21 protein-coding genes are annotated in these 25,988 nt (G+C 40.0%); 6 read left to right on the forward strand and 15 right to left on the reverse strand.

Annotated features, from left to right (window positions below; all coding sequences use genetic code 11):
• The first annotated feature begins 72 nt into the window (after positions 1–72).
• Complete coding sequence (gene der / locus I3259_RS04120) at positions 73–1,575, forward strand: ribosome biogenesis GTPase Der (protein ID WP_238028456.1); 1,503 nt, start codon at positions 73–75, stop codon at positions 1,573–1,575.
• A gap of 92 nt (positions 1,576–1,667) precedes the next feature.
• Here the strand turns inward: der and I3259_RS04125 are convergent, their stop codons facing one another.
• The 3 genes from I3259_RS04125 to tesA all read right to left on the reverse strand — a co-directional run bounded on the left by I3259_RS04125 (position 1,668) and on the right by tesA (position 4,430).
• Entirely contained in the window at positions 1,668–2,522 is an 855-nt protein-coding gene (locus tag I3259_RS04125; protein WP_238028457.1) for a co-chaperone YbbN, read from the reverse strand.
• A gap of 469 nt (positions 2,523–2,991) precedes the next feature.
• Positions 2,992–3,819, reverse strand: coding sequence for an SDR family oxidoreductase (locus I3259_RS04130; protein WP_238028458.1), 828 nt, complete (start codon positions 3,817–3,819; stop codon positions 2,992–2,994).
• Positions 3,816–4,430 (reverse strand): multifunctional acyl-CoA thioesterase I/protease I/lysophospholipase L1, encoded by a 615-nt coding sequence (gene tesA / locus I3259_RS04135; RefSeq protein WP_238028459.1) that lies wholly within the window; start codon positions 4,428–4,430, stop codon positions 3,816–3,818. The genes I3259_RS04130 and tesA overlap by 4 nt, the downstream gene beginning before the upstream one ends.
• Between tesA and I3259_RS04140 the strand changes: the two genes are divergently transcribed.
• Genes I3259_RS04140 through I3259_RS04150 form a run of 3 tightly spaced genes read left to right on the forward strand, consistent with a single transcriptional unit; the run spans position 4,429 to position 8,657 of the window.
• Positions 4,429–5,118, forward strand: a complete 690-nt coding sequence (locus I3259_RS04140; protein ID WP_238028460.1) for an ABC transporter ATP-binding protein — start codon at positions 4,429–4,431, stop codon at positions 5,116–5,118. The genes tesA and I3259_RS04140 overlap by 2 nt on opposite strands.
• Entirely contained in the window at positions 5,108–7,579 is a 2,472-nt protein-coding gene (locus I3259_RS04145) for an FtsX-like permease family protein (RefSeq protein WP_238028461.1), read from the forward strand. The genes I3259_RS04140 and I3259_RS04145 overlap by 11 nt, the downstream gene beginning before the upstream one ends.
• Before the next feature lie 40 nt (positions 7,580–7,619).
• Positions 7,620–8,657, forward strand: coding sequence for an acyltransferase (locus tag I3259_RS04150; RefSeq protein ID WP_238028462.1), 1,038 nt, complete (start codon positions 7,620–7,622; stop codon positions 8,655–8,657).
• 340 nt (positions 8,658–8,997) lie between these two features.
• Here the strand turns inward: I3259_RS04150 and I3259_RS04155 are convergent, their stop codons facing one another.
• Positions 8,998–9,900, reverse strand: coding sequence for a TIGR01777 family oxidoreductase (locus tag I3259_RS04155; protein ID WP_238028463.1), 903 nt, complete (start codon positions 9,898–9,900; stop codon positions 8,998–9,000).
• Positions 9,901–10,168: 268 nt separating this feature from the next.
• Here I3259_RS04155 and yfcE point away from each other — a divergent pair, with 268 nt between their 5' ends.
• Positions 10,169–10,714 (forward strand): phosphodiesterase, encoded by a 546-nt coding sequence (gene yfcE, locus I3259_RS04160; protein ID WP_238028464.1) that lies wholly within the window; start codon positions 10,169–10,171, stop codon positions 10,712–10,714.
• 115 nt (positions 10,715–10,829) lie between these two features.
• Here yfcE and I3259_RS04165 read toward each other — a convergent pair whose 3' ends face one another.
• The 4 genes from I3259_RS04165 to I3259_RS04180 form a co-directional block, all read right to left on the reverse strand.
• The gene (locus I3259_RS04165; protein ID WP_045084265.1) at positions 10,830–11,117 is read right to left on the reverse strand and encodes a SelT/SelW/SelH family protein; all 288 of its coding nucleotides are present in this window, start codon (positions 11,115–11,117) and stop codon (positions 10,830–10,832) included.
• Positions 11,118–11,141: 24 nt separating this feature from the next.
• Complete coding sequence (locus I3259_RS04170) at positions 11,142–11,906, reverse strand: sulfite exporter TauE/SafE family protein (protein ID WP_238028465.1); 765 nt, start codon at positions 11,904–11,906, stop codon at positions 11,142–11,144.
• 154 nt (positions 11,907–12,060) lie between these two features.
• A complete protein-coding gene (gene pta / locus I3259_RS04175) occupies positions 12,061–14,208 on the reverse strand; it encodes a phosphate acetyltransferase (protein ID WP_238028466.1) in 2,148 nt (715 codons plus the stop codon).
• A gap of 154 nt (positions 14,209–14,362) precedes the next feature.
• The gene (locus tag I3259_RS04180) at positions 14,363–15,559 is read right to left on the reverse strand and encodes an acetate kinase (RefSeq protein ID WP_238028467.1); all 1,197 of its coding nucleotides are present in this window, start codon (positions 15,557–15,559) and stop codon (positions 14,363–14,365) included.
• A gap of 335 nt (positions 15,560–15,894) precedes the next feature.
• On the opposite strand from I3259_RS04180, the gene yfbV reads away from it, so the two are divergent.
• Positions 15,895–16,344 (forward strand): terminus macrodomain insulation protein YfbV, encoded by a 450-nt coding sequence (gene yfbV / locus I3259_RS04185; RefSeq protein ID WP_238028468.1) that lies wholly within the window; start codon positions 15,895–15,897, stop codon positions 16,342–16,344.
• Positions 16,345–16,422: 78 nt separating this feature from the next.
• On the opposite strand, the gene I3259_RS04190 is transcribed toward yfbV, so the two are convergent.
• The 7 genes from I3259_RS04190 to I3259_RS04220 all read right to left on the reverse strand — a co-directional run bounded on the left by I3259_RS04190 (position 16,423) and on the right by I3259_RS04220 (position 25,867).
• Positions 16,423–17,919: an EAL domain-containing protein gene (locus tag I3259_RS04190; RefSeq protein WP_238028469.1), complete on the reverse strand. Its 1,497-nt coding sequence runs from the start codon at positions 17,917–17,919 to the stop codon at positions 16,423–16,425.
• 236 nt (positions 17,920–18,155) lie between these two features.
• Positions 18,156–18,464 carry a DUF6172 family protein gene (locus I3259_RS04195; protein WP_238028470.1) on the reverse strand — a complete coding sequence of 103 codons (309 nt, stop codon included), beginning with the start codon at positions 18,462–18,464 and terminating at the stop codon, positions 18,156–18,158.
• A gap of 450 nt (positions 18,465–18,914) precedes the next feature.
• Complete coding sequence (locus I3259_RS04200) at positions 18,915–19,877, reverse strand: ChaN family lipoprotein (RefSeq protein ID WP_238028471.1); 963 nt, start codon at positions 19,875–19,877, stop codon at positions 18,915–18,917.
• Between the two features lie 124 nt (positions 19,878–20,001).
• A complete protein-coding gene (gene rlmA / locus I3259_RS04205) occupies positions 20,002–20,832 on the reverse strand; it encodes a 23S rRNA (guanine(745)-N(1))-methyltransferase (protein WP_238028472.1) in 831 nt (276 codons plus the stop codon).
• A gap of 139 nt (positions 20,833–20,971) precedes the next feature.
• Complete coding sequence (locus I3259_RS04210; protein ID WP_346015684.1) at positions 20,972–22,246, reverse strand: sigma-54 dependent transcriptional regulator; 1,275 nt, start codon at positions 22,244–22,246, stop codon at positions 20,972–20,974.
• Positions 22,236–24,620, reverse strand: a complete 2,385-nt coding sequence (locus I3259_RS04215) for an ATP-binding protein (RefSeq protein ID WP_255721075.1) — start codon at positions 24,618–24,620, stop codon at positions 22,236–22,238. Before I3259_RS04215 ends, I3259_RS04210 begins: the two co-directional genes overlap by 11 nt.
• Entirely contained in the window at positions 24,617–25,867 is a 1,251-nt protein-coding gene (locus I3259_RS04220; protein WP_238028475.1) for an ABC transporter substrate-binding protein, read from the reverse strand. Before I3259_RS04220 ends, I3259_RS04215 begins: the two co-directional genes overlap by 4 nt.
• Positions 25,868–25,988: the final 121 nt, after the last annotated feature.

Here is a 25,988-nt window from a genome sequence, read left to right on the forward strand (position 1 = left end):
ACAAAATTGTGAGCTGGAGGCAAGAATGAACGGTAAAAATGTCAATAAGACTATGAAAAGTAAGAGGTAGTTATGATTCCTGTTGTTGCCCTAGTCGGGCGCCCGAACGTGGGTAAATCGACGCTATTTAATCGTCTTACTCGCACAAGGGATGCACTTGTTGCTGACTTTCCTGGCTTAACTAGGGATCGTAAATACGGTAGAGCAGAGCTAGAAGAGCATGAATTCATTGTTATCGATACCGGCGGTATTGATGGTACTGAAGAAGGCGTTGAAACAAAAATGGCTGAGCAGTCATTAGCAGCGATTGAAGAAGCTGATGTTGTTCTGTTCCTAGTTGATGGTCGTGCTGGCTTAACAGCAGCAGACGAAGCAATTGCTAAGCACTTACGTAGCCGTGAAAAGCCAACGTTCCTTGTAGTAAACAAGGTTGATGGTATTGATGCGGATAGTGCGTGTGCTGAATTCTGGCGTTTAGGGGTTGATGCAATGTACCAAATTGCAGCAACTCAAAACCGTGGTGTTACTGCATTGATGGAGCGCGCGTTAGCACCGTTCTCTGACAAACTGAATGCAGAGCTAGCAGAAGAAGGTGAAGAGCAAGAGCTTCAACTTGAAGATTTTACATCTGTTGAAGATATTGAGAAAGCAAACCTTTCTGAAGCGGATGCGGAAGCTGCCTATAAGCGTCTTCAAGAGCAGCCAATTAAGCTTGCAATTATTGGTCGTCCAAACGTAGGTAAATCAACACTAACCAACCGTATTTTAGGTGAAGAACGTGTTGTTGTTTACGATATGCCTGGAACAACGCGTGACTCTATTTACATTCCAATGGAACGTGATGGTCAAGAGTACGTATTGATCGATACTGCGGGTATTCGTCGCCGTAAAAATATGCACCAAGCGGTTGAGAAATTCTCAGTTATTCAAACGCTAAAAGCGGTTGAAGATGCTAACGTTGTATTGCTGATTATCGATGCGCGTGAAAACATTTCAGATCAAGATCTAAGCTTATTAGGTTTTGCACTAAATGCTGGCCGTTCATTAGTGATTGCTGTGAACAAGTGGGATGGTTTAGATAACGAAGTGAAAGAGCGTGTTAAGTCTGAACTTGACCGTCGTTTAGGCTTCGTTGACTTTGCGCGTATTCACTTCATTTCAGCACTTCATGGTACGGGCGTAGGTCACTTGTATGAATCAGTGATTGAAGCATACCAATCTGCAACTAAGCGTATTAGTACATCACTACTAACGCGTATTATGCAAATGGCACAAGATGATCACCAACCACCAATGATTCGTGGTCGTCGTGTGAAGCTTAAGTATGCGCACGCAGGTGGTTATAACCCACCAATCATCGTGGTTCACGGTAACCAAGTTAATGATCTTCCAGGTTCATACAAGCGTTACCTAATGAACTATTACCGTAAGTCATTAGAAATGATGGGTACACCGATTCGTATTCAATTCCAGAATAGCGAAAACCCATTTGAGACTAAGAAGCAGAAGCTAACTGTTTCTCAAGAGCGTCAGCGTAAGCGTTTAACGTCGGCACTGCGTGATCGTAAGAAGTAATATTTTACGATAAATAAATACGAAAAAGCCCGATACGTAAACTCTTTGAGTTAAAAGCGTATCGGGCTTTTTGCTATTTATACGTTATTGAATTAGTACATTAAAGAGTAAAGCTGGCGGCGATAAGAGGCAGCTATCGGGTTACCTTGACCTAAAGCAGTCAGAATATCCATTGTTGTTTTCTTTGCATTACCATCAGAGAAATTCATGTCTTTACGTAAAATTGTAATCAATAACTCTAGCGCTTCTTCATTGCGGTTTACTTGGCTGTATTGCACGGCAAGTTCATAACGCAATTCAACATTGTCAGGATCGGCTGCTAGCTTTTGTTCTAGTTGTTGGATCTCTGGCGAGTTACCCGCTTGCTTGTGTAATTCTAATTTAGCGACTAAGCCTTTGTATTGTGCATCCTGATCTTGCATTGGGATTGTTGCAAGGATCGGCTCGGCTTCATCAAATAAAGCCGTTTCAATCAGACACTCAGCAATAGCGAGTTTTACTAAGCTATCGTTAGGAAGTTGTGCTGATAGCTGGCGAAGTAGCGGTAGAGCTTGAGCGTACTCTTTATTATCAACCAATACCAATGCCTGTTTTAATGCGAGTTCTTCTTGGCTTGGTAGGTGACGAGTAAGCATGTCACGTAACGTTTGCTCTGTTTGTGGTCCCGCTGAGCCATCAGCAGGTTGACCATCTTTAAAAAGAGCAACAGTAGGTAACCCGCGTACACCGAACTGAGAAGCAACCATTTGTTGGGTTTCACAGTTTAGCGAAGCAAGAATAAATTGCCCTTGGTATTCACGAGCAAGTTTTTCTAGCGTGGCATTCACTTCTAGCGTTTCAGGCATCGATGGCGCCCAAAAACTGATCACAACAGGCGTTTGCATCGATTGCTCGATAACCTGTTGCAGATTTTGTTCATTAATTTCTAGCGCAGTATTTTGGTACATGTAATTCGATCCATTGGCTATTTTAAAGGCTATACCAAATATATGGGGATGAATCGATGTGGATCAAGTTGAGATAATGAAACAGAAATCAGTAAGTGTTTAAAAAATGAGAAATAACAGTATTAATTACCGAATGTCAGCAAAAGCGCTAACGTGATACACGCACAAAGTAAGTTGATTTGGCGCAATGTCATATATACACCTTAAATGCAGTGAAGAAAGAGCTAAATTTGATAGTTAGCTTAAGTTATGTGACCATTTTACATTTGTTATATGACAGTAATATTACGTTCTATGATAAATATCATATTGGATAGCTTTTTTAACTGTAGTGCGTGTTTTTTTATGTTTAGTGATTATAAATCAGCATATTAACCATTGTTGATTTTATAAATGTTGTTTTTATCACCACTTTTATAGGATGAGAAAGCCGCCTAAAGGTTACGAGTTTTAAGCAGCTTATTTTTTATTAATTACTTTTTATCAGCAACTTATCAAGAATTGATGTTGGTAGAATACGACGTAAGAAACCAAAAATATAAGTCGGTTGTGTCACGTAATAGCGTGATTTTGGGCAAGAGCTATTAATGATGTCTAATAGTGGGCGTAATACAGCATCAGGTTTTAACGTGAATTTGTTGGTAACCTCTTCTTTACCAAGGCGAGATAGGGTGTCTTGGTAGTTGTCATAATGGCGAGAGTTGTTCATATCAATATGACGTTCAAACATACGTTTTGCGTTAGCTCTAAATTGGCTTTCAATTGGCCCCGGTTCGATCAAAGAAATACTAATCGGCGTATTGTCTAACTCTAAACGTAAGGTATCAGTATAGCCTTCAATAGCAAATTTACTGGCGTTATACGCGCCACGGTATTTCATCGCAACCAAACCTAGCACGGAGCTGTTTTGCACAATCTTGCCATGACCTTGGGCAAGCATCAGCGGGATCACTTGTTTAGTCAGTTCATGCCAGCCAAAGAAATTCGCTTCAAACTGCTCACGCAGGGCTGATGTTGGTAAATCTTCTAATGCGCCGGGTTGTCCGTAAGCGGCATTATTGAATAATACATCTAATTTTCCGCCTGTAATGGCTAGGGCTTGGTTTAAACCTTCAGTGATGGATGACTCAGAAGTGACATCCAATTGAACGCAACGAATACTTTCTTGATTGAGCCTTTCCACATCTTCAAGTTTGCGGCAACTGGCAACTACATTGAAGCCTTGCTCGGTCAGTGTTTTTGCGCAGTAATAGCCAATACCAGAGCTACACCCTGTAATTAAAATAGATTGTGTCACTGTGAGCTTTCCTTGTTGAGATAAGGTTGAAGATGCTTTGCCATAAATTGAGCGATCAGCGGCTGTGCTTGTGCGGTTGGATGAAGGCCATCTTTCATCATCAATTCTGGCTTTACAATAATATCGATTAGAAAAAACGGCAATAAAGGCACGTTGGTGTCTTTACTTAATGATGGATAAGTATTGCGAAACAGTTCGTTATAACGTTTGCCATAATTCGGTGGGACTTCAATTTGCATTAATAGTGGCTGTGATCCCACTTTTTGGATCTCAGTGATCATTTGGCTAAGGTTATTACGTAATATTTTAGGATGAAACCCACGTAAGCCATCATTCGCACCTAATTCAATCAAAACAAAATCAGGCTTATGTTGTTCTAATAATGCTGGTAATCGTGCCAATCCATTGCCACTGGTATCACCAGAGATACTTGCATTCACAATGGTCGTTGGTTGTTTTTGCTGTTCTAACAGTGGCGGCAGAAGTGCAGGCCAGCTTTTCTCTGCTGGCATCTGATAACCAGCACTGAGGCTATCGCCAAGAACTAACAGTGTTTGACTCAATGCGGTGGATGAAAACACCAGCATCAACAATGAAAGGATTCGTATCATGTCTGTCTCCGTAATTAAGGCACACTCTGTTTCAAAACAAGTCACGACTACCTTGTCGCCTATGACTATTTTGCAGGATGTTTCGCTTGAGGTCGAGCAAGGTGAATCTATTGCTCTTGTTGGCGTCTCTGGCGCGGGTAAATCAACTCTGATGACATTACTGGCAGGGCTAGATGTACCAACACAAGGTGAAATAGAGCTACTTGGTCATAACCTTTCTACGTTAGATGATGAACAACGCGCTCAATTACGTAGTGAATCAATTGGTTTCGTGTTTCAAAACTTCCTGTTACTACCGACCTTAAATGCACTCGAGAACGTCACGTTACCGTGTTTGATCCAAGACAATGAAGTAGACATTGAGCGAGCAAAAGAGCTGCTTGCAGTTGTTGGCTTGCAAGGGCGAGAAACCCACTTACCGAGTCAGTTATCCGGTGGTGAACAGCAACGCGTCGCATTAGCTCGCGCTTTTATGATCAAACCGAGAATTTTGTTTGCTGATGAGCCAACAGGTAACCTCGATCAGCATACCGCAGCCATGATCATTGAGTTGTTGTTTGAGCTTAATAAAAACAGTGGCACAACACTGGTGCTTGTCACCCATGACGATACATTAGCGGCTCGTTGCGATCGAATTATGCGATTAGATAACGGCAAACTCGCGAGGGATGAACGTCATGCAGAGTGATTCACTTTCGATGAAAAAACGTCCGTTCTTTTTACGTTGGGCGTCGCGTGAAATCCGACAAGGTCAGTTATGGTTAGTTACCTTGGCATTGAGCTTAATTATTGCCTGTGTGTTTGCATTATCGGCATTGGTAAGCCGAGTGGAAGGGATCATTGTTTCGCAAGGTCGCTCTGCGTTAGCGGCTGACATGGTGTTGCAATCCTCTCAAGCAGTCGATCTCAAGCACCTATCAACTAATAATGTGATCACCTCACTGCAAACCCGTTTCGGTACCATGGCATTTAGCGATAACGGTATGCAGTTAGTCAGTGTTAAAGCCGTAGATGCGAAATTTCCATTACGTGGCGATTTACGATTACAAGCGGCAGATAAGTCTGTGCAACATCATGTGAAGCCTGGTGAGTTGTGGTTATCAGAACGCTTATTTTCGCTGCTTGATGTCAAAGTAGGCGATACGCTAATGCTGGGGGATGGTGAGCTAACCATCAGTGGGCGAATCTTAGAAGATCCCGAGCTTTCGTTTAATCCATTTAGCCAAATGCCAGCCGTTCTAATTAATAACCAAGACATTGCAGCCATTGGTGGAATTCAAGAAGGCAGCAGGCTCAGTTATCGTTATTACTTCTCAGGTTCAGATTCAGCATTGGCTGATATTAGTAAACAGTTTTCGCTAACACCGAGCCAACGTTGGTTAACTGAAAACGACGCAGGGCGCAGTGGTGATTTCATTGAACGAGCAAGGCAATACCTATCACTGACTTTAGTGTTAGTGGTACTCATGGCATCAGCAACCTTAGTGCTTACATGTCAGCACTATGCGTCGACGCGGATCACGTCTGTTGCGATGATGAAGAGCCTTGGTGCAAGTCGTCGCTTTCTCTGGCGATGGTTATTACAACAAATTGCGGTTGTGTTTTCGGTCGCGATTGGCGTGGGTTTACTGTTGGGTTTTTGGCTTGAATGGTTACTGCGCTACCCTTTGCAACAATTGCTGCCAGATCAATTACCGAGCATTGGGTTTGCGCCGTTAGTGATCAGCTTACTGCTCGCTCTTTTCATTTCATTGCCAGCATTGGGTATTCCGCTTTCTCGTTTAGTGAATGCTTCTGCTATGAATACGGTACAAGCAACCCAGACCCCGACGTCTAAATTCTCAGCTACATGGTTGTTGTTGATCTTCCCTGTCTTTGCAGCGATATGGTGGATTGGTAGCAATGTATTTGTTTGGCTCACTTTATTGGGCATGGTGGCACTGTTAGTGTTGTTGGCTTTAGTTGGCATCGCAGCGATCGCATTACTTAAGAAGATTAAGTTTGGCTCTGCTTATGCTTTGGCGTTAAGTCGCGTCAATCGTAGTAAAGCGAAAACCGCTACCCAATTAGCGGCATTGACGTGCTCGTTAATGCTATTAGCCGTGATAGGTTTACTACGTAACGAGCTACTAGCGGATTGGAAAAATACCTTACCTGCTGACGCGCCAAACGTGTTTGCGATCAATATCTCGCCTGAGCAACAACAAGACTACCTCACATTTTTAGACGATAACCAATTAGCCCGTTCTGATGGTTATCCTGTGACCCGTGGAAGATTGGTAGCGGTTAATGATCAACGCTTTTATTCTGCAGAAGATGAAAACCAAAGTGACGCACCTGCGGAGATTACTTCCGACAATAGCCCAGAACGCGATCCCGCATTAAGACGAGAACTTAACTTCACATGGGCGAAAACCTTACCGAGTCATAATGAGGTGATTACAGGTAAATGGGGGAGTAGCTCTGGTGTTTCGGTGGAATCTGGCATTGCGAAACGTTTAAACATTGCATTGGGTGACAAGCTGGCTTTTACCATTGGAGGGTTAGAATTTAACGCCACAGTAAACAGTATTCGTGATGTGGAATGGCGTAATATGAAGCCGAATTTCTATTTTATTTTCACTCCAGATGTATTGCAGTCGTTTCCTGCTACATGGTTAGTGAGTTTTAGAGTGAATGATCAGCAAAGCGATTTACTTAATACCTTAGCCAGTAATTACCCAACCGTGAGTGTGCTTGATTTACGTATGATGGCAACACGCATTCAAGGTTTGTTAACTCAGGTTAGCTGGTCACTCACAGTATTAGCTGGCTTAGGTGTTCTGAGTGGATTGCTGTTAATCATGACCTTATTACGCTTGAGTATTTCAGAGCGTCAAACCGAAATTCAGCTTTATCGCACACTTGGTGCAAGCCGAAAACGCATTGCCGCTACCTTGTGGTGTGAATACGGTATTATCGCGTTATTAGCTGGCATTATTGCGGCTGTTGGCGCTGAATTTGTTGTCGGCTTGCTGGTGGTGAAAGGTTTTGAACTGCCGTTTACCTTGCACCCATTAATGTGGATAGGCTTACCTGTGCTGGCGATTAGCTTGGTGTGTTTAGTGTCACGCTCGCAGATTAAGAAACTGCTTTTGTCAGGTATATAATGGTAGAATACTCTCTTCTAACTTATAGAGAGTATTTAGAATGGTAAAAAAGGAATTAAAGGGATTAACGGCCCTTCGATGTTATTCTGCATTTTATGTGGTGATTTTTCATCTTAATAGAAGAGTTCCAATAGATTTTGGTCATTATATAAATAAGTTTATTTCAAATGGAGCTGTTGGTATGAGTTTTTTCTTTATACTATCAGGTTTTGTTATGGCTTATAATTATAATAGTGATAATTTAAAGAATTATTACATTAAACGTTTTTTGAGAATATATCCAGCATACTTTTTTATGGGGGTATTAACTTTACCTTTTTTATTTATAATGGGTTATGAAAATAAGACTATACTAACATCCCTCTTGATATTTATTGTACCTATTCAGTCTTGGTTTTATCAATCTTTTGGTATTTGGAATTTTGGTGGGAGTTGGTCGATTTCAACGGAATTATTTTTTTATATACTTTTCCCGACGATCTTAACTATGATAAAAGATAAGAATCTCATAGTTGTTTTAATATTGTCATATATACTATCCTCTCTCATAATACCATTATCTAAAGAACTTTCTGTGAATATAAACTCTGTTTTTTCTGTTTATTATGCGACGCCAATATATAGATTGCCGGAGTTTGTTATTGGGGTTTCATTAGGTAAACTATATCTTTCTGGTATGAGGGTTGGAAAAGGTTTATTTTTGTTTTCTTTGTTTATTTTTATTTATACAATGACGAAAAATAATGATTTTTATATGGGTAGTAATTATATTTTAATTCCTTCTATAATTGTAGTTATATTATATTTAGCTCATGTTGATATTGGGTTTGGTTTTTTTTCAAAAGTTGTTATATTTCTTGGTAAAATAAGTTTCTCATTTTATCTTATGCAGTTGCCATTATTAATGCTTGTTGATTATATAAATCCAGTTATCGAAAGTAATTCTGAAAAGGTTATTTTTTGGTTTGTTTTTTTATTAGTAAATACATTCTTTTCTTTCCTTTCATATAAGTATATAGAGTCCAATAAAAGAATATCTGAATATTTATTTGGTATTTATAAAAGATGCAAAAGCTAGTTTTATAACCCTAATTTTTCGATAACAATATAATGATTATACACAAATGTGACATATAATATGATTAAACTTCAGAGAATAATCGCTTTCGAAATTAGTGGCGTGATATCTTTGATCTGGCATTTCAGGTTTGAAGCTTGCAGGGTACTTTTGAGTTAGCAGGTATTGACAGTACAATGACAAAGAACCAGTAGTGGTACTTTTGCTAAGCAACACAATATGCTAGTTGTGACAATTGAAGATATTGTGGCTTATAGTCTTCAGTCGAAAAAAGTCTCAAGAACTTGAGATGGCTGTGTCAAAGAAAAGGGGCTAAGAATAGCCCCTATTTTTATTTCTCTCAATCACACAACGTTTGCTTTAGTGCTTGCTCAATACAAGGGAAGCTAAAGTTAAACCCTTCTTGCTGTAACTTATTCGGTAGCGCACGTTGGCTATCAAGCAATAGCTGTGCTGACTCTCCAAGCCCTAGTTTTAGAACCCAAGCAGGGGTAAATAAAATGTGTGGACGCTTTAGAGTTGCGGCTAAGGTTTGGCTAAACACTTTATTCGTCACCGGTGTTGGCGCTGTAAAGTTAAATGCACCATGGGCTTCTGGGTGATTAAGTAAGAACAGAATGCCTTTGATCATGTCTTGCATATGGATCCAAGGAAAGTATTGTTTACCATCACCAATTTTTCCGCCTAATCCTAGTTGATAAGGCAGTAACATGCGCGCCAATGCACCGCCTTGTTTGCCAAGTACGATACCTGTGCGAATCAAGCACACACGGGTTTGTTCTGATTTGGCTTCAAGAGCAATTTGCTCCCAGCGGTAACAGACGTTCTGGGCAAAGTCGTTATCGTTAATATCAAGCGGGGTGGATTCATCAATGGTTTTATCTTGGTTATCACCATAAATGCCCACCGCAGAACCGCTAATAAATGTATGCGGAGGGTTAGTGCTAGCATTGATTTTATCAACTAATTGCTTGGTGATGTCCCAACGACTTTGGCAGATTTTCTCTTTTTGTTTGTCACTCCAACGCTTATTGATGATCGGCTCACCTGCAAGGTTGATAACAGCATCAAATTGGTCGAAATTGTCGAAGCTATCTAGGTTATCAACGGCGTGGATATGATGACCTAGTTGATTGTAAGCACGAGTAGGGTTACGTGTAAGTATGGTGACGTGATCATGATTGAAATGGGGAATAAGAGCTCGTCCGATAAAACCTGTTGCGCCTGTCATTAAAATATTCATGTCGTTATTCCATTATCAGTCATCATCTAAGTTTTGATGTGTCGCTTATTTCTATTATATATCAGCATTCTATATCAGTTAAATTATCAGTATAACGAGTCAGTTAAAAACCATTTTATTAATATTGTGACGTGAGAGTATTATCTCTAATATTACGTCAGTATAAGCAATTGGTTGCATTTATGGTGAGATGTCAGTATCGCTAACATGGTAATTTGATAAGACTGCGAGTAGACTTCGAGCGTGTATCTATGACTGGTTTTTGATAATGAAACTCTTTTTTGCCTCTGATATTCATGGCTCTTTGGCTAGTGCTGAAAAGATGATTGCAGCGTTTGAACAAAGTGGTGCAGAGCACTTAATTCTATTGGGTGATATTTTAAATCATGGCCCGCGTAATCCATTGCCTGAAGGGTACGATCCTATCAAGGTATCTGAGCTGTTAAATCGCTATGGTGATCGTATTACGGCGGTACGCGGTAACTGCGACAGTGAAGTAGACCAAATGCTGCTGGAGTTCCCCATTATGGCAGATTACAACCTTGTGTTATTGCTAACAGGTCAGCGCTTGTTTTTAACTCATGGTCACTTGTATAACGCCAATAAACATCCTCGTTTACGTGCGGGTGATGTGATTGTATCGGGTCATACTCATATTCCTGTAGCAGAAGCAAAAGATGAGCTATTTGTGTTCAATCCAGGCTCTGTCGCGATTCCTCGTAATGGTTTACCTGCAAGTTATGGCTTATTAGATGGTAATCAGCTATCTGTGATCAGCTTTGACGGTGAAGTACTGGTTCACACCCAGATCTAATTTTTAATTGATAAAAGTAACGCCCTGAATGCAGCTCTCTGGTTTTAAGCGCAAAGCCACTTAATAGAGAAAGCACATTCAGGGCGTTATTGTATTTAGGGCTAGGTATTATCGTTTATGACTTACTATGTCGATCTACGTGGCCTAAATCGCGCTCTGGGTCGATAACATCACGAATACGTTGCTTTAGTTGTTTCGCATCTGGAAAGCCACCATCGGCTTTACGTTCCCAAATAAGCTGACCATTACAGTGAACTTCAAAACGACCACCTGTGTCTGGATGAAGGCTAATGGTTTGGATTTCTTCACTGAAAGTATGTAGTAGCTCTTGGGTCATCCATGTAGAGCGTAGCATCCAATTACATTGACGACAGTAGTAGATATCAATGATCGCTTTATCCATGAAATACTCCTTAAATAGCGTGGATTAGAAAGCTGAGTAAAGTAACTTAAAGCCAATAATGAAAGTCAGGGCTTCAAAGCAACGTTTGATGAGTTGATTACTTTTTTGATGAGCTAGGTGAGCGCCTAAATAACCACCGAGTAATGAACCGAGTAATAATATGGGGATCCAAGGCCAGTAAATCGGTGCGCCAGCTTGGTAAATAGCGACAGCGCCAATACCATTCCAAAATAGCCCAACGCTTACTAAGGTTAGCGCTACCGCTTGTTTGTAGTTAAAACCAAACCAACGGATCAAAAATAGGGTAACAAATAGCCCTGTTCCTGCGGTAAGTGAGCCGTTTAATATCCCAATAATGGCTAAGCTTAATCCACCAATGATCATCCCTTTTATGTCGCGATGAATAGCGTTTTCGTTTTGTCCGAGCTCTTTTTTCATCAGTGAATAAATACCAAGACCGAGTATTAAAAGACCGAGCGCAGCTTCAGCGATGTTTTCAGGAAAAGAGAGGATCAGGTTTGCGCCAATAATCACACCCATTGCGCCAGTAAGGATCACATAGAGTGTAAATTTCAACGACAGTGTGCCTTGACGTAAATGTTTAATAGCTGCACCAACGCCTAATGCCACACTTGCCACTTTGTGCGTTGCTAGGGCGATGCTAAAGGGTAAGCCGAGAAAGATAAGTAGAGGAAATTGAATTAAGCCTGCGCCACCACCGGAGAGTGATGCGAGGGTATTGGAGAGCAATGAGCCAATAAATAGCCCGAGAGAGTTGAGCAAATCCATGCTAACAGGTTGTCCTTAACCGTTAATGAGCTTGCCAGCATAAAGGGTTAAAACACCTTATTCCAGTAATAAAAAACGCCCCAATACACATTTCAATAAAAATTGAAGACATGTATTGGAGCGTTTTATCTGTCGGTTAAATAAGCCTTAAAACTTATTTAGCTGCAGCTTGCTCTGCCTGAATCGCAGTTAGTGCAACTGTGTAAACGATATCGTCTACTAGTGCGCCACGAGAAAGGTCGTTAACTGGCTTACGCATGCCCTGAAGCATTGGACCGATAGATACTAGATCTGCTGAACGCTGTACCGCTTTGTATGTTGTGTTACCCGTGTTTAGGTCTGGGAATACAAATACAGTTGCTTTACCAGCTACTGGAGAGTTAGGTGCTTTAGAAGCAGCTACGTTTTCCATGATTGCAGCATCGTACTGAAGAGGACCATCGATCACTAGATCTGGACGCTTCTCTTGAGCAAGTTTTGTTGCTTCACGTACTTTATCTACGTCTGCGCCTTTACCAGAAGTACCAGTAGAGTAAGAGATCATAGCTACACGTGGGTCGATACCAAATGCTTTTGCAGAATCTGCAGATTGGATAGCGATTTCAGCAAGTTGCTCAGCTGTTGGATCTGGGTTGATCGCACAGTCACCGTAAACCAATACTTGGTCTGGTAGTAGCATGAAGAATACAGAAGATACGATAGATGCATCTGGTGCAGTCTTGATGATTTGGAACGGAGGAACGATAGTGTTTGCTGTTGTGTGAACTGCACCAGACACTAGACCGTCAACTTCGTCGTTCTCAAGCATCATTGTGCCTAGGAATACTGAATCTTGTAGCTTCTCACGAGCAACAACATCAGTCATGCCTTTCGCGCCACGTAGCTCAACTAGACGAGCAACGTAGTTTTCACGAACTTCATCAGAGTTGATGATAGTTACGCCAGCACCAAGAACAACGCCTTGTTGCTCAGCAACGCGACGGATTTCATCAGGGTTACCTAGAAGCACACATTCCGCGATACCGCGCTCAGCACAGATAGCCGCAGCTTTCACTGTACGTGGCTCGTCACCTTCAGGAAGAACAATACGCTTAGCCGCTTTACGAGCTAGCTCAGTTAGCTGGTAACGGAATGCTGGTGGGCTTAGGCGACGCTCACGGTTTGAACCTTCAGTTAGAGATTCAATCCAGTTGCCATCGATGTGGCTTGCCATGTACTCGTTAACTAGCTCTACACGCTCTTTATCGTCTGCAGGTACTTCTAGTGTGAAGCTCTGTAGATTTAGAGATGTCTGCCAAGTGTTACCTTGAGCAGTCATTACTGGTAGACCAGTTGCGAATGCGCGCTCACATAGATCCATAACAGGTTTTGGTAGGTCGTAACCACCTGTTAGAAGTAGTGCACCTAGCTCAACGCCGTTCATTGCTGCAAGACATGCTGCAACAATTACGTCTGGACGGTCAGCTGACGTTACTAGTAGTGAACCTGGACGGAAGTGCTCAACCATATTAGGGATAGAACGTGCACAGAAAGTGATGCTCTTAATACGACGAGTTTCGATGTCACCGGCATTGATAATTTCAGCATTTAGGTGCTGAGCAATATCAGTTGCACGTGTAGCGATTAGCTCTGCGCTCCAAGGTGCACAACCTAGTACACGAATTGGGCTTGAGTTGAACACTTGCATGATTTCAACATTTGAAGGAACAGTACCTTCTGCATCGTCAAAGATCTCAGAAAGATCTGGACGTGTACGGCCTTCTGCATCAACTGGTGCGTTAAGTTTGTTAACGATAACGCCAGAGATTTGCTTGTTCTTGATACCACCGAAGTTAGAACATGCAACTTCGATACGCTCTTTAAGTTGAGCTGGGTTATCAGTACCTGGAGATACAACGAACACGATTTCAGCATCTAGCGTTTTTGCAATTTCAAAGTTGATTTGGTTTGCAAAAGGGTGCTTACGAGTAGCAACTAGACCTTCGATTAGCGTTACGTCAGCATCTGCTGTTGCAGCTTTAAAGCGTGCAACAATGTCTTCTAGAAGAACGTCAGTTTTGTCGTTACGGATCAATTCTTCAGCACTTGCCATTGAGAATGACTCAGCGATTTGCATATCGCTGTTAGCACTAATAATTGTTGTTGTTAGATCTGGCTGATCGCCACCTTTACGCGGTTGAGCGATAGGCTTAAAGAAAGAAACACGAACGCCTTTGCGTTCCATTGCACGAAGTACACCAAGGCTAACACTTGTTAGACCAACGCCAGCGCCAACTGGAACAAGCATAATAGTACGGGACACTATGAATTCCTCAAACTATTGAATGATAAAGCACTGTTCAATAACAATTCATTTTAGTTATTAGAATAACTATAGAACAATACCACATGAGAACATGACGGAATGTCATGAAGAAACGGCTGACTTAAAGCCAGCCGTTGAGATAATCGTTAGATTAGATTTCAGCTAGAAGCGCTGTATCTTCTGCGATTACTAACTCTTCGTTAGTAGAAACAACCATTGCAGGGATGCGGCTGTTTGCAGTAGTGATAACACCTTCGCCGCCGAAGCGTGCTTTAAGGTTTGCTTCGCTGTCTACTTCGATACCGAAGATAGATAGACGCTTAAGTACTTCTTCACGGATAGGAGCAGAGTTCTCACCGATGCCGCCTGTGAATACGATAGCGTCTAGACGACCGTCCATTGTTGCTGCGTAGCTAGCTACGTACTTAGCAAGACGGTGACAGAATACGTTCATTGCACGTGTTGCTTCTTCTTTAACGCCGTAGTTTTCTTCAACGAAACGACAGTCAGAAGTCACACCAGTTAGACCTTGAAGGCCAGACTCTTTAGTGAACATAGTGTTGATTTCAGCAACGCTCATACCTAGACGATCGTGTAGGTGGAACATAACTGCTGGGTCAAGGTCACCACAACGTGTACCCATTACTAGACCTTCAAGAGGAGTTAGACCCATAGAGATATCTACAGACTTACCGCCTTTAATTGCACATACAGATGCGCCGTTACCTAGGTGACAGTTGATGATGTTTAGTTCATCAAGAGGCTTGTCTAGAAGCTTCGCAGTTTCACGAGCGATGAAACGGTGAGAAGTACCGTGTGCGCCGTAGCGACGGATACCGTTCTCTTTGTATAGGTTGTAAGGGATAGCGTATAGGAATGCTTCTTCAGGCATAGTCTGGTGGAAAGCAGTGTCGAATACAGCTACGTTCTTAAGACCAGCGAAGTTGTGCTTAGCAGCTTCGATACCTACAACGTGTGCAGGGTTGTGTAGAGGTGCAAAGTCAGATGCATCTACGATACCTTGTAGAACAACGTCATCGATTAGAGCTGAAGCAGAGAACTGCTCGCCGCCGTGTACGATACGGTGACCGATAGCGCCTAGGTTCTCTTTAAGCTCAGGCTTAGAAGCAAGGATAGTATCAACCATGAATGCTAGCGCTTCTTCGTGAGCCGCGCCTTCACCTAGTTGTGCTTCGTGCTTGCCATCAAGCTTCCACTTGATGCGTGCTTCAGGAAGACCTAGGCATTCTGCTAGACCTGAAAGGTGTTCGTCACCTGATACAGGATCAATGATTGCGAACTTAAGAGATGAACTACCGCAGTTTAGAACTAAAACCAGCTTAGACATGAGAGTGACTACCTATAATCTGTCTGAAAGTTGATATTCATTTTTGAATAAAAAAGTACCCATAGAATAGACGATGATGTATTTATCGGTCTAGTCGGGGTGAAATTCGTGCTCATTCTTGAGTATTTGAATTGAGTTACCTGCAATTCTGGTTCATCCTTGAGGGTGCTTAACTTGCAGTTAATACCATTAACAGCAACAATTACTTTTAAGCGCGCTTAGGATAGCGATTGTTAAGCAATATAACAAAAACATTTTTAGATAAATTTAATTTTAATCAAGTTTATTGCTTAAAAATTTTAAAAATTATATTTTTTTTTGATGAATGGTGCTTTATGACTCAACAAACAAAGTGGAAGTATTTCCAAGACGGTCAGCATTACATGAGCACATGGCCAATGCGTAAAGAGTTGGCTGCCGTTTTTCCTGAACATCGCTATATCAAAGCAACAAAGTTTGCCACGAAGGTGATGCCGGCTGTCGCAGCTATTAGTATTTTGACCCAAATGGTATTTAATAATTATGCAGCGATGCCACAAGCCGTTGCTGTTGCGTTATTGGCGTTATCGATGCCATTGCAAGGTTTATGGTGGCTAGGAAAACGAAGCCAAACAGTGCTCCCTCCGTCGTTGGCAAAATGGTATAGCGAGATCCACCAGAAAATCGTTAGTGAAGGTTATGCTATGCAGCCGAAAAAATCACAACCACGCTACCAAGAGCTTGCTGATGTACTCAGTCGTGCATTTAAGCAATTAGATCGCAGTGCATTGGAACGTTGGTTTTAAAGAATAACAGCATCGGAAGGTGCTGTTTTCTTAGAAACATCGTATTGATTTATTCCTTCGGTTGAATTTTAAAACTACTTACATAAATTGAGTGGCATAACGATAAAATTCAGAAAATGGCATAGGTTTAGCGTAGAAATAACCTTGAATTAAATGTACATCCTTCTTCATAAGATATTCAACTTGCTGTTTTGTCTCTACACCTTCGGCGATCATTTCAAGTTTTGTTTCATGCCCAAAGCTGATGATCGCATTTAAAATATTTCGCTTCATGTCATTAGTGCCGATCGTATCGATGAACATTTTATCGATTTTGATCGCATCAAAAGGCAAGGTTTGTAAGTAACTAAACCCCCCAAATCCTGTGCCTGCATCATCTAACTTTAATTTTACGCCATTCTCACTGAGATAAGTCATTACGGCTTTAGCTTTAGCGATGTCACTAAAGGGGATTCTTTCTGTGACTTCTAACGCGATATTCGGTTTGTCGCGTTGTTGGCTATTTATGGCGGATAGGCATTTATCCATAAATTTATAATTTTCTAATTGTTTAGGGGTGATATTAATACTGGCACAGAAATTATCACTTAAGACGGGTAAATGGGAAAGGTCCTCAATGACTTGTTGTAGAATAGATAACGTCATAGGATAAATTAGATGACTATTTTCTACATTTTTAATAAATAAATACGGAGGGAATATTTCGCCATTACATCGTTTCCAGCGAACAAGAACTTCACAACCTGATAATTGATTTGTTTTACTATCAATTATCGGCTGATAATAAGGAATAAACTCTCCTTTATTTAACCCTTGTTTTATTAATTGCTGAATGCTTTTATTTTTGTCAAATCTCAGTGCAAAGGACAGGCATATTAATAAACAACAAAAAGAAAGTGCAATAAATACAAAAATATAATCATTTTTTATATGCTTAAGGCCTTCTTTACTAAGATTGATAACTAGTGTGTAGCCATTATCCATTTTATGAGAGAATGAATATAAAGAAGATAACAATGGTTTATTATTGCTGATTTTTAGTTTTTGGTTATTACATTCAACAAATATTGAGATGTTATTATCATTTATCATTCGACTAATATAAAAAGGGTCGATCGATTCAGAAACAAAGCTAATAGTACTATGTGAATTTATTTTATAGTTAAAAATAAGCCTGTTATTACTATAGTTATAAATAGATAGCTTATTATTATAAATAGCGTTTTGTTTTGAGTAGTAAGACGTTATGGCAGGTTTATTACCATAAATAGAGCATAATTTATGGTCTGCAATGAGTTGGATAATTCTGATATTGTTCGATGTGTTTGCATAGTCCTGCATTATCTTCACATCTTTACTATCGCATGTTAATGATAATTTACTGACGACCGTTTTTATATCTTGGCTTATTTTATCGTATCGACCGTGATTTAAACGTTCATAACCATCAATACGTTTAACGGCATTGTATTTAAAAATTTGAAATGCAATAAAATCACTTAATAGATAAATGGAAAAAAGACCGATAAAAAAGTACGTTATGCTTTTTTTCCAATGAGATTTTGCATTTATCATGAAGTGCTTCGGGTATATAAGGTGGTTTTTTTTGAATATTATTCTAAAGTGTAGTTTGGTGCAATTAAGTTATTCCCTTACGGTATAAAAAAGGCGGTTAAAATTGATTTCGATAGAAATGAGATTGTAATTTGCTCCATGCGATTTTTAAAACAGCATTTAATATTAAGGCTATAAAAAAGAGCCACCTTGGTGACTCTTTTACCGTAAAGGGTTTAACCTAAAACGCTATGTGATTATTCTTCGTCGAAATCAAAATCTGGACGCTGTGCGCGTGTTGCAGGCTTTGCCAAGATCTCTAAGTATAATGATGATAGCTCTAGCTTTTCAGCTTCATCAATACACTTGTTGATTTCTTTTACATGAATAACTTTTGCTTCTTGCTCGGTATGACCAAACTTACAATCAAAATCCCAAAAGTCAGCGCCAGCTGGAAGTGCTTTGTTGCGCTCACGACGTAAGTATTTTTTAACTTCAAATTTCACTGCTTCAACAACGCGAGGAACAGCTTTTTTAGGGTGGGTTAAAGCAAATGTTTTTTTCATGGTTTTCCTAGTTTTCTTTGGCTCAAAATTGGGAGAGCTGTATTTTTTCTATTTTACTTTAATTTGTGATGGGTAGCGATGCCAGAGATAAGATTTCATACGTTTTTCGTTTGGCAATAGAAAGCTAAATGTCGGCGTAAGAAGTTTTTTTAAAAAAAGTAACGATAAATTGCAACTAAATATCTACATGGGTGTCATATAAAATACATAGAGAATTATTAATATCTACACTGTTTTTTCACCATGGATGTTAATGAAACCTATGTTGTCATTTTTACCTATCATTGAAAATGGGCGGTATAGATATACTGTTCAGGAATCAGAAAGGTAGTTATGGCACTATAATAAAGCTACTAAGAGATATAGCTGTTATCTCCCTTAAGAACCCCAACTGCTTGGCCGCCGATGGGGTTCTGCTCTATCTGGGCTATGGTAATTTAATATTTTAAGCTATTCGTAACATTTCAAGTCTTTGTTTCTCTTCATCATATCCATCATTGCTTTCTTCTGTTTTTCTTTTTGTACGTAGCGTACTGGCAGTGGTGCCATAGTGACTTTGTAATCTAGTGCATTATTAGAGAGTACTTCTGAGGTTGTTATGGGAGTGACAAGCGCGACTTTTAAGTTGGGGTTACGTGCTTTAATGCGAGAAGCTGTACCTAGCCCTTCCATTGTATGAAAACGACCTGCTACATGGATGATTTGTTTGTTTGGATGTGCGTCTAAATACGTGACCATACTTTCTGCCATGGTATCGTCCCACGCGGTTTGGGCGGCAAACATGCGTAGGTTTTGCTCTTCATTACCGTGATGCATAGAGCTTAAAAATTTAGTTTGATAGGCATCTTTATCAAGTGTTAGTGATTGTGCTACCCATGAACGCTCTGATGATGGTAACTTTTTTAAGTACTCGGGCCCTTTTTTACTAATACAGCGAACAATACTTTTCGGTGCGTTCGCGGCAATCACATCTAATTTATTTTGCTTGGCAAATTCAACTAGCGGACGGTAATCACTGTCGTAGTTTGGCCATGCATTGCCTTCTGCTACCAATGTTCGCTCACCAATTTCACCTGCAAGGTATTGATCAACAATAGCTTGTTTATCCCGGGTGAACTGTTCCATAGATAAGGTTAATTGTGAATTTTGTTGGTATAAGGCAGCGAATAATTGACTTTGTAATAGGTGAGCTGCTGGGTGGCTATGCCATTCACCCACTAAAATAATATCGGTATTTTTTAGCTCTGTTGCTAGTTGATTTACCGTTAAGGTCTTTCCAATTGGTGATGTAATGCTGTAGTCGTATAGCGTGGTTAAGTTTGCAGAGGAGAAAGCTGTTGTTTGTGAGGTGTTAGATGCACAACCTGTTAAAAGTGTGGCAAAGCTAAAACTCAAAGCGAGCCATTTATTCATTATTGATATCCCTGAAAGTAAGCTTATAGCTAAAGATAAGCAAAATTCACAACAATAATGAATAATATAGTTAATACGAGTTATTATCAATTGCGTATGGTAATAACTCGCATTTGTTGTTTAATTACTGACGGCGATATACGCGGATTGCGAAATCGGCCTCACAATAGAAATCATTGGTGCTAGCCAATTGCTGCCATACTTGCTCTGATGTTTTCCAAGCAAACGGCGTCATTTGCATTAATGCAGTGGCTTCTGCGCCACTCAATGTCATGTCGTAATGTAGTTGCTCATCGGCAACCAGATCAAAGCCAGGAATCGTTTCAACGGGCACATCATGAAGGCGTACACCATCGTAAATTAATTCTTTTAATTGATATAGGTGGCGTGGTGCGGGAGTCACAGCCACTAAAATTCCACCGGGTTTGATCGCGCGTTCTAATTCTTCACCTTTACATGGCGCATAAATACGTACTACACCATCAAACAATTGATCGGCAAAGGGTAAACGGTGACTTGATGCAACACAGAAATCACACTCAGGGTAACGCTTAGCTGCGTATTTCACGGCGACTTTTGAAATGTCTAAACCATGGACGGCAAGTGCAGGAAATTGTTGGCGTAGTTTTACAAATTCAGAGGTGTAATAGCCTTCACCACAACCAATATCAAGTAACTCTGTCGCGCCGTTAGGCAGAAGTGAGCCAAGTTGTGCAATCACAGCATCACGCAGTGGTTGGTAATGGTCAGTATTTAGAAATAAGCGACGTGCTTGCATCATTTCTTTATTATCACCAGGATTTTTCGAGCTTTTATGATGAGCAGGCATGAGGTTCACATAGCCTTCTTTTGCCAAATCAAATTGGTGATTATTACAACAACGGTAGGTTTTAGGTTGTTCGCTATGAGTGTCAAGAAGAAGCGACTCATGGCATAAAGGACATTGATAGGACATAAGAATAAACCAAAGCGGAAAAACAGCCGCTAAGTGTAATGCTTATTGTTGACCGTCGCTAACGTATTTTTGTCTTGATAGTAAAAAGCCTTCGTTAAGGAAGGCTTCAGATGAAAGGGGCTTTTGTCAGTAGTGCGACTTAATGACTGGGTCTTACTTTGTACTCTGCTTTGTCTAGGCCATGTTTTTTCATTCGTAAATAAAGCTTTTTACGTGGGATTTGCAAATAAGATGAGACTTCATTGATGCGCCCTGCAAATAAATATAGTGCATCTTCGATGACTTGTTTTTCATAGCCATCAACTAAATCGTCAAGTGGACTACTCATTTGATCAAGTGGTTTTGAACGCTCTTGTCCTGCTAACTTCACAATGCCAATGGCATATAATTCGGCGACATTTTTAAGCTCTAAGACATTCCCCGGCCATTCATAGCGACAAAGCGTGTTGATGTAGGCTTTATCAATAGCGGGCAGTGCTTTATTGAGTTTTTTACAACTCTGCTTTAAGTAGTGTTTAAAGATAAAGGTAATATCGCTACTACGTTGACGTAATGTCGGCAGGCTAAAGCGCACTTGGCTTAAAAAATAAAATAGCTCGGGTAAGAACTGTTCACTCTCTACCGATGGTTCTGGTGATCCTTCAAATAAAGCAAGTAAACGCACTTCCTTTTTACCTTGTCGCTCTTGTTCTAACAAGAAACGGCATAACCATTGCTGGCTTTCTAGCGGCATAATGTGTGGATTACTTAAACATAAACAGCCACTGCGAGCTGCAATCATGCTACGTTGAAGATCGGGAGTACAAGCAATGCTCGAACCGTCAATCTCAATAAATGGTCCTTGATGAAGCGGACTGTTCTTATGCAGAATTTTAGCAACAGTATGGCGACCAGTACCATTTTCACCTTCAATTAAGGCGTCTTTAGTTGAGTTAACAACCTGTTTTAACTGTTCGCGTATTTTTACTATTAATGGGCTATCGCCTAGCAGTAGCTCGGTTGCTGTATTGTGCAGTGTTTTACGTTGTTCAATAATTTGTTTACGTTGTGGTAGATGCTTTTCTAACAGCTTGATAAGTTCTTTGGGCTGTAATGGTTTTTGTAAAAAATCAATCGCCCCTTTTTTAAGAGCGTCAACAGCCATTGGAATATCACCATGACCCGTTACGATAATAACAGGAATTTCGTTATCAAAATTTTGAATCTTTTCTAATAACTCCATGCCATCTAAACCAGGCATGTACATATCTGTCACAACGACACCTGACCAATTATGATTCAACATGTTGATCACTTTGGTTGAGTCTTGCGCGGTTGCGACATTGTAGCCTGACAGCTCTAATAACTCTTGGTAGGCATCTAAGACATCTTGATCATCATCGACAATCAGTACATTTATTTCATCACTCATCATCTTTCTTTAACTCCAAAACAATCATCGCTCCACCAGTGAGACCAGAAGCGAGGAAGATGTTACCTTTTAACCTTGTCATAATTGAACCGCAGATACTCAGCCCTAAACCAAGACCGACATCTTTTGTTGTAGTAAAAGGTATGAACAATTTCTCAATAATGTCATGACTAAAGCCATTACCGCTATCTAAAACTGCGATCCTTATTGTATTTTTTGTGCTCTCTAGCTGAAGTATTGTTATTTGACGTTCTTCACAGCTAGCAACAGCATCACAACTATTAACCAGTAGATTAACCAGTACTTGTTCAAGTTGTACCTGATCAGCCTGTACATAAATAGGTGTCGTAATAGTATTTGTTATGGTTGTTTTTTGTACTTTGGCGCGGCTTTCCACTATCACGATGGCTTGCTTGATTGAATCCTGAATATCTACACGCGCTAACGGATTCGTGGCAGACTGTTTTTTCGCGAAATTACGTAAGCTAGTAATAAGTTTACTCATTCGCGTCACTAAATCTTCTATCTTATTGATGTTGTCCGGTAATTTTTCATATTTTTGATTGTCGATTGCCAGTTTAGCACTAAATAGACGCGTCGAAATAGCAGAGAGAGGCTGGTTCAATTCATGAGCGAGTGATGTCATGGTTTGCCCAACTGTAACCATTTTAGCAGCTTGGATTAACTCATCTTGAGTGGCAATTAAATCACCTTCAATGCGCTTGCGATCTTCTATTTCAGCTTTTAGCTGTTGGTTTCTCAAGGTTAATGATTGCGTTTTTTCCGTGACTTTACTTTCAAGCCAACGGGTGGTTTTTTCTTGTTCGGTAATATCGGTCATGGTGATAATGACTTTATCCTGGTTCCCCTGTTTGAATACGCGAAAATCAAGTCTGAGATAGAATAAGCTATTTTTATCTGTATTAAAGGTGACCGTGAGTTTGTAGGCGCCTAATTGTCTTAAAGGACTTCTTTGATCAAATAGCTGGATAAGTTTATGAGAAATTGAGTTATCAAATAAATCCCATAAGGTTTGATGTTGGCTTATACGATCAAAGTTAAATTGTTTCAGAGCTTGTAAATTGACAGATTCAACCACACCCTGCATGTTACAAGTGATGATACTGGCTTGAGTATTATTGATCAGGTTAAGGGCATTGGTGGTTTGGATATCTTGCATTTGTTGACAAAAGTCACGTAAGTTATCACCAAGCATGCCTATTTCATCTTCACCTGTCGTCGCAATTTTGGCATTAAGATCGCCTTTTGCGACAGCGTATAAATCTTTACTCAATAAGTTTAAGCGATTCACAATCCCGTTACCCACAAGATAAACCGAGAGAAAAATAGTGAGTATTATGGTGATAAAGACGACGCCAAATAACATTGTGTTGCTCAGAAAAATAGCGTTATGTGTTTTATCGTTTAGGTTTTTAAGTGAGTCATCCGCATGTTCAACTAATGTTTGGATTATTTCTTCTTGTTGATAGAGGCGCTGTTTAATATCCAGTTTAGTACGGTCTATTTGTAGCCCTAAAACGACATCCAATTTTAGTTGCTGTTCGAGCTGGCCGCCCGGTTTTAAGATAGTGGTAAACCGCTCTAATAATTTGCGAAACGGAACGGTTGAAGGGTAGTTGCTGATATTTTTACTAATCGCATTAAGCTCGGTACTTTTATGCCCAATAAAATTAAAAGCGTTTTCAATATCTCGATTTTTACGCTGTTGAATGATCTCTTGTACTAGTTGATGAAGTTCATTTTCTTTAATTGTGATCGATTGGATCAATGAGAATTCATCCATTACATTGTTAACAATATCAAGTTGAACGGCGTCTTTTTTAATTCCGTGGCGGTTCATGTTATTGAGTTTCCACTCAACTTCTTGGCGTAGTGGCGTCAGTTCATCAATAAGATCGTGATGAATCCATTTTAAGCTGTTTTCTGTTTGTTTTAAGGCAAATAAGCCGCTATTTCTCTGCTGTAACAGTGTTGTGTAAGTATCAATTTGTTTTACCAGCGTTTGCTGGCCTGATTTTATAGCAGGGTAATAGTGTAGATTGGCAATATTATTAATTGCTAAGCTAATATTACTGAGGATCTGTGTGATTTTGTTTTTGATGGTTTCATGCTTGAGCGGATTGGTATTTTGGCCCAAATTATTCAAGGTGGCTTGTAGTTCTGCCGTATTGCGTTCTAACTGATAACTTGCCTGTAAGGTTGGCATATTGTTATCTGTGATTGTTTCAATTTGTGTGCTGAGTTTTTCCCAATTGATGACGGCAATAAGGCTGACGGTAATGGTGAGAAACGCCATCAAAATAATCGCCATAATAAGGCGACTACCTATAGTTCTCTTGTTGATATAGCGGATCATTGCAATGCCGGATTCCCGTTAATAATCTTTTGGCTTAATGCGATGGCTTGCTCAAGTTGCGCTGCCATTTTTCCCCGCCATTGCTGTCTATAACTATCAACTTGCGGGTTATCTCTAAATAGAGGTAACTCATGATATATCTTATTTTTTAAATCATCTATGCCAATAGGTGAAGTCGAAGCCAAGTGTTTAGCATGAAGAAAATCAGTATATTGCTGTTTTGTTAACTTGCTTGATGCGCTTTCAATAGAATGCAGTAATTGCCACACTTGATTAAGTTGAGGGAGTTGGCTACTGATCGTTTGTTCAAAAAGGTGTTTTACTAAACCTGAACGTTGTTGAATTACATTATAATCTAGTGATTCAACGCTGAATGTATTTTTAATAAATTCGTCTCGGTCAATACCGTTACTGTTGGCAAGTTGCTCGTCAATTGTTGCTTTGGTTTGACATTCTTGTGAAAGCAATAAATTTACAAAATCTCGCGCAAATTGTGAATGGTGAGTGTTTTTTACCATTGCCACATAATGGGGTAATAAAGGGCTTTGTGGTTGATAACTAAAATCAACAAATGAAAATTGCTTTTTATAAGTACGTGCATAGCTATCGACAACAGGACCAATACCAATTAAACCGCGTGAAATTGCCTCACTGAGTGAAAACGTGCTGGTTTCCACTGAAGCAAGGTTTCCTCCAATTTGATAGAGCAATCGCCAACCTTCAACCCAACCGTATTGTTGCAAGATATTTTCAATCATTAGATGGGTAGTATCTGAACGATAAGGACTACTAATACTAATATGACGGTAATAATCAGGTTTTATTAAATCCTTCAGGCGGCTAGGAATAGCTAAGTTATTTTTGCTCAGGTAGTTCTTATTCCACAGTAACCCAAATCCAGTGTGTCCAAAGGAAAAAATATTATGTGAAAGCTGTTTACGAGTTTTTCGAATTTTGGCATTGCTAAAAGGTAATAATTTTTGACTATTAATTAAAGGCTGAAAGAAGGTTGGTGATGATGAAATGATGATATCAATATCATGGTTATCTTGTTGCAATAACCGAAGTCCTGACTCTTCACGTCGTGCAATAACTCTAATTTCACTTTTTGGATGTTGATGTTTAAATTGTTTAACGATCGGGTTTAAGGCTGATTCTGAAAACGTTGTTAAAATGATTAAATTTTGAGTCGGTTGGGCAAGTACTGGCGTAGTGAAAAAAAGGAGGAAAGAAAAGAAACGTACCATGTTAAACCGTAATCCCTAGCGTATCTCGACTGAATTTTTATATTTTTAGATAATTAGGAATGTACCTATACCATTCAGTAACAGTTCATGCTTTATATCAATAGCAATTTACGGTGTGGCT

This window comes from Photobacterium sp. Ph5 (assembly GCF_022129445.1).
Lineage (GTDB): Bacteria > Pseudomonadota > Gammaproteobacteria > Enterobacterales > Vibrionaceae > Photobacterium.

What these genes read in the sequence shown, in the direction of transcription:
- der (WP_238028456.1), top strand. Translation starts at nt 73, where the DNA reads ATGATTCCTGTTGTTGCCCTAGTCGGGCGCCCGAACGTGGGTAAATCG.
- I3259_RS04125 (WP_238028457.1), bottom strand. Translation starts at nt 2,522, where the DNA reads ATGTACCAAAATACTGCGCTAGAAATTAATGAACAAAATCTGCAACAG.
- I3259_RS04140 (WP_238028460.1), top strand. Translation starts at nt 4,429, where the DNA reads ATGTCTGTCTCCGTAATTAAGGCACACTCTGTTTCAAAACAAGTCACG.
- tesA (WP_238028459.1), bottom strand. Translation starts at nt 4,430, where the DNA reads ATGATACGAATCCTTTCATTGTTGATGCTGGTGTTTTCATCCACCGCA.
- I3259_RS04145 (WP_238028461.1), top strand. Translation starts at nt 5,108, where the DNA reads ATGCAGAGTGATTCACTTTCGATGAAAAAACGTCCGTTCTTTTTACGT.
- I3259_RS04150 (WP_238028462.1), top strand. Translation starts at nt 7,620, where the DNA reads ATGGTAAAAAAGGAATTAAAGGGATTAACGGCCCTTCGATGTTATTCT.
- I3259_RS04155 (WP_238028463.1), bottom strand. Translation starts at nt 9,900, where the DNA reads ATGAATATTTTAATGACAGGCGCAACAGGTTTTATCGGACGAGCTCTT.
- yfcE (WP_238028464.1), top strand. Translation starts at nt 10,169, where the DNA reads ATGAAACTCTTTTTTGCCTCTGATATTCATGGCTCTTTGGCTAGTGCT.
- I3259_RS04165 (WP_045084265.1), bottom strand. Translation starts at nt 11,117, where the DNA reads ATGGATAAAGCGATCATTGATATCTACTACTGTCGTCAATGTAATTGG.
- I3259_RS04170 (WP_238028465.1), bottom strand. Translation starts at nt 11,906, where the DNA reads ATGGATTTGCTCAACTCTCTCGGGCTATTTATTGGCTCATTGCTCTCC.
- I3259_RS04180 (WP_238028467.1), bottom strand. Translation starts at nt 15,559, where the DNA reads ATGTCTAAGCTGGTTTTAGTTCTAAACTGCGGTAGTTCATCTCTTAAG.
- yfbV (WP_238028468.1), top strand. Translation starts at nt 15,895, where the DNA reads ATGACTCAACAAACAAAGTGGAAGTATTTCCAAGACGGTCAGCATTAC.
- I3259_RS04190 (WP_238028469.1), bottom strand. Translation starts at nt 17,919, where the DNA reads ATGATAAATGCAAAATCTCATTGGAAAAAAAGCATAACGTACTTTTTT.
- I3259_RS04195 (WP_238028470.1), bottom strand. Translation starts at nt 18,464, where the DNA reads ATGAAAAAAACATTTGCTTTAACCCACCCTAAAAAAGCTGTTCCTCGC.
- I3259_RS04200 (WP_238028471.1), bottom strand. Translation starts at nt 19,877, where the DNA reads ATGAATAAATGGCTCGCTTTGAGTTTTAGCTTTGCCACACTTTTAACA.
- rlmA (WP_238028472.1), bottom strand. Translation starts at nt 20,832, where the DNA reads ATGTCCTATCAATGTCCTTTATGCCATGAGTCGCTTCTTCTTGACACT.
- I3259_RS04210 (WP_346015684.1), bottom strand. Translation starts at nt 22,246, where the DNA reads ATGATGAGTGATGAAATAAATGTACTGATTGTCGATGATGATCAAGAT.
- I3259_RS04215 (WP_255721075.1), bottom strand. Translation starts at nt 24,620, where the DNA reads ATGATCCGCTATATCAACAAGAGAACTATAGGTAGTCGCCTTATTATG.
- I3259_RS04220 (WP_238028475.1), bottom strand. Translation starts at nt 25,867, where the DNA reads ATGGTACGTTTCTTTTCTTTCCTCCTTTTTTTCACTACGCCAGTACTT.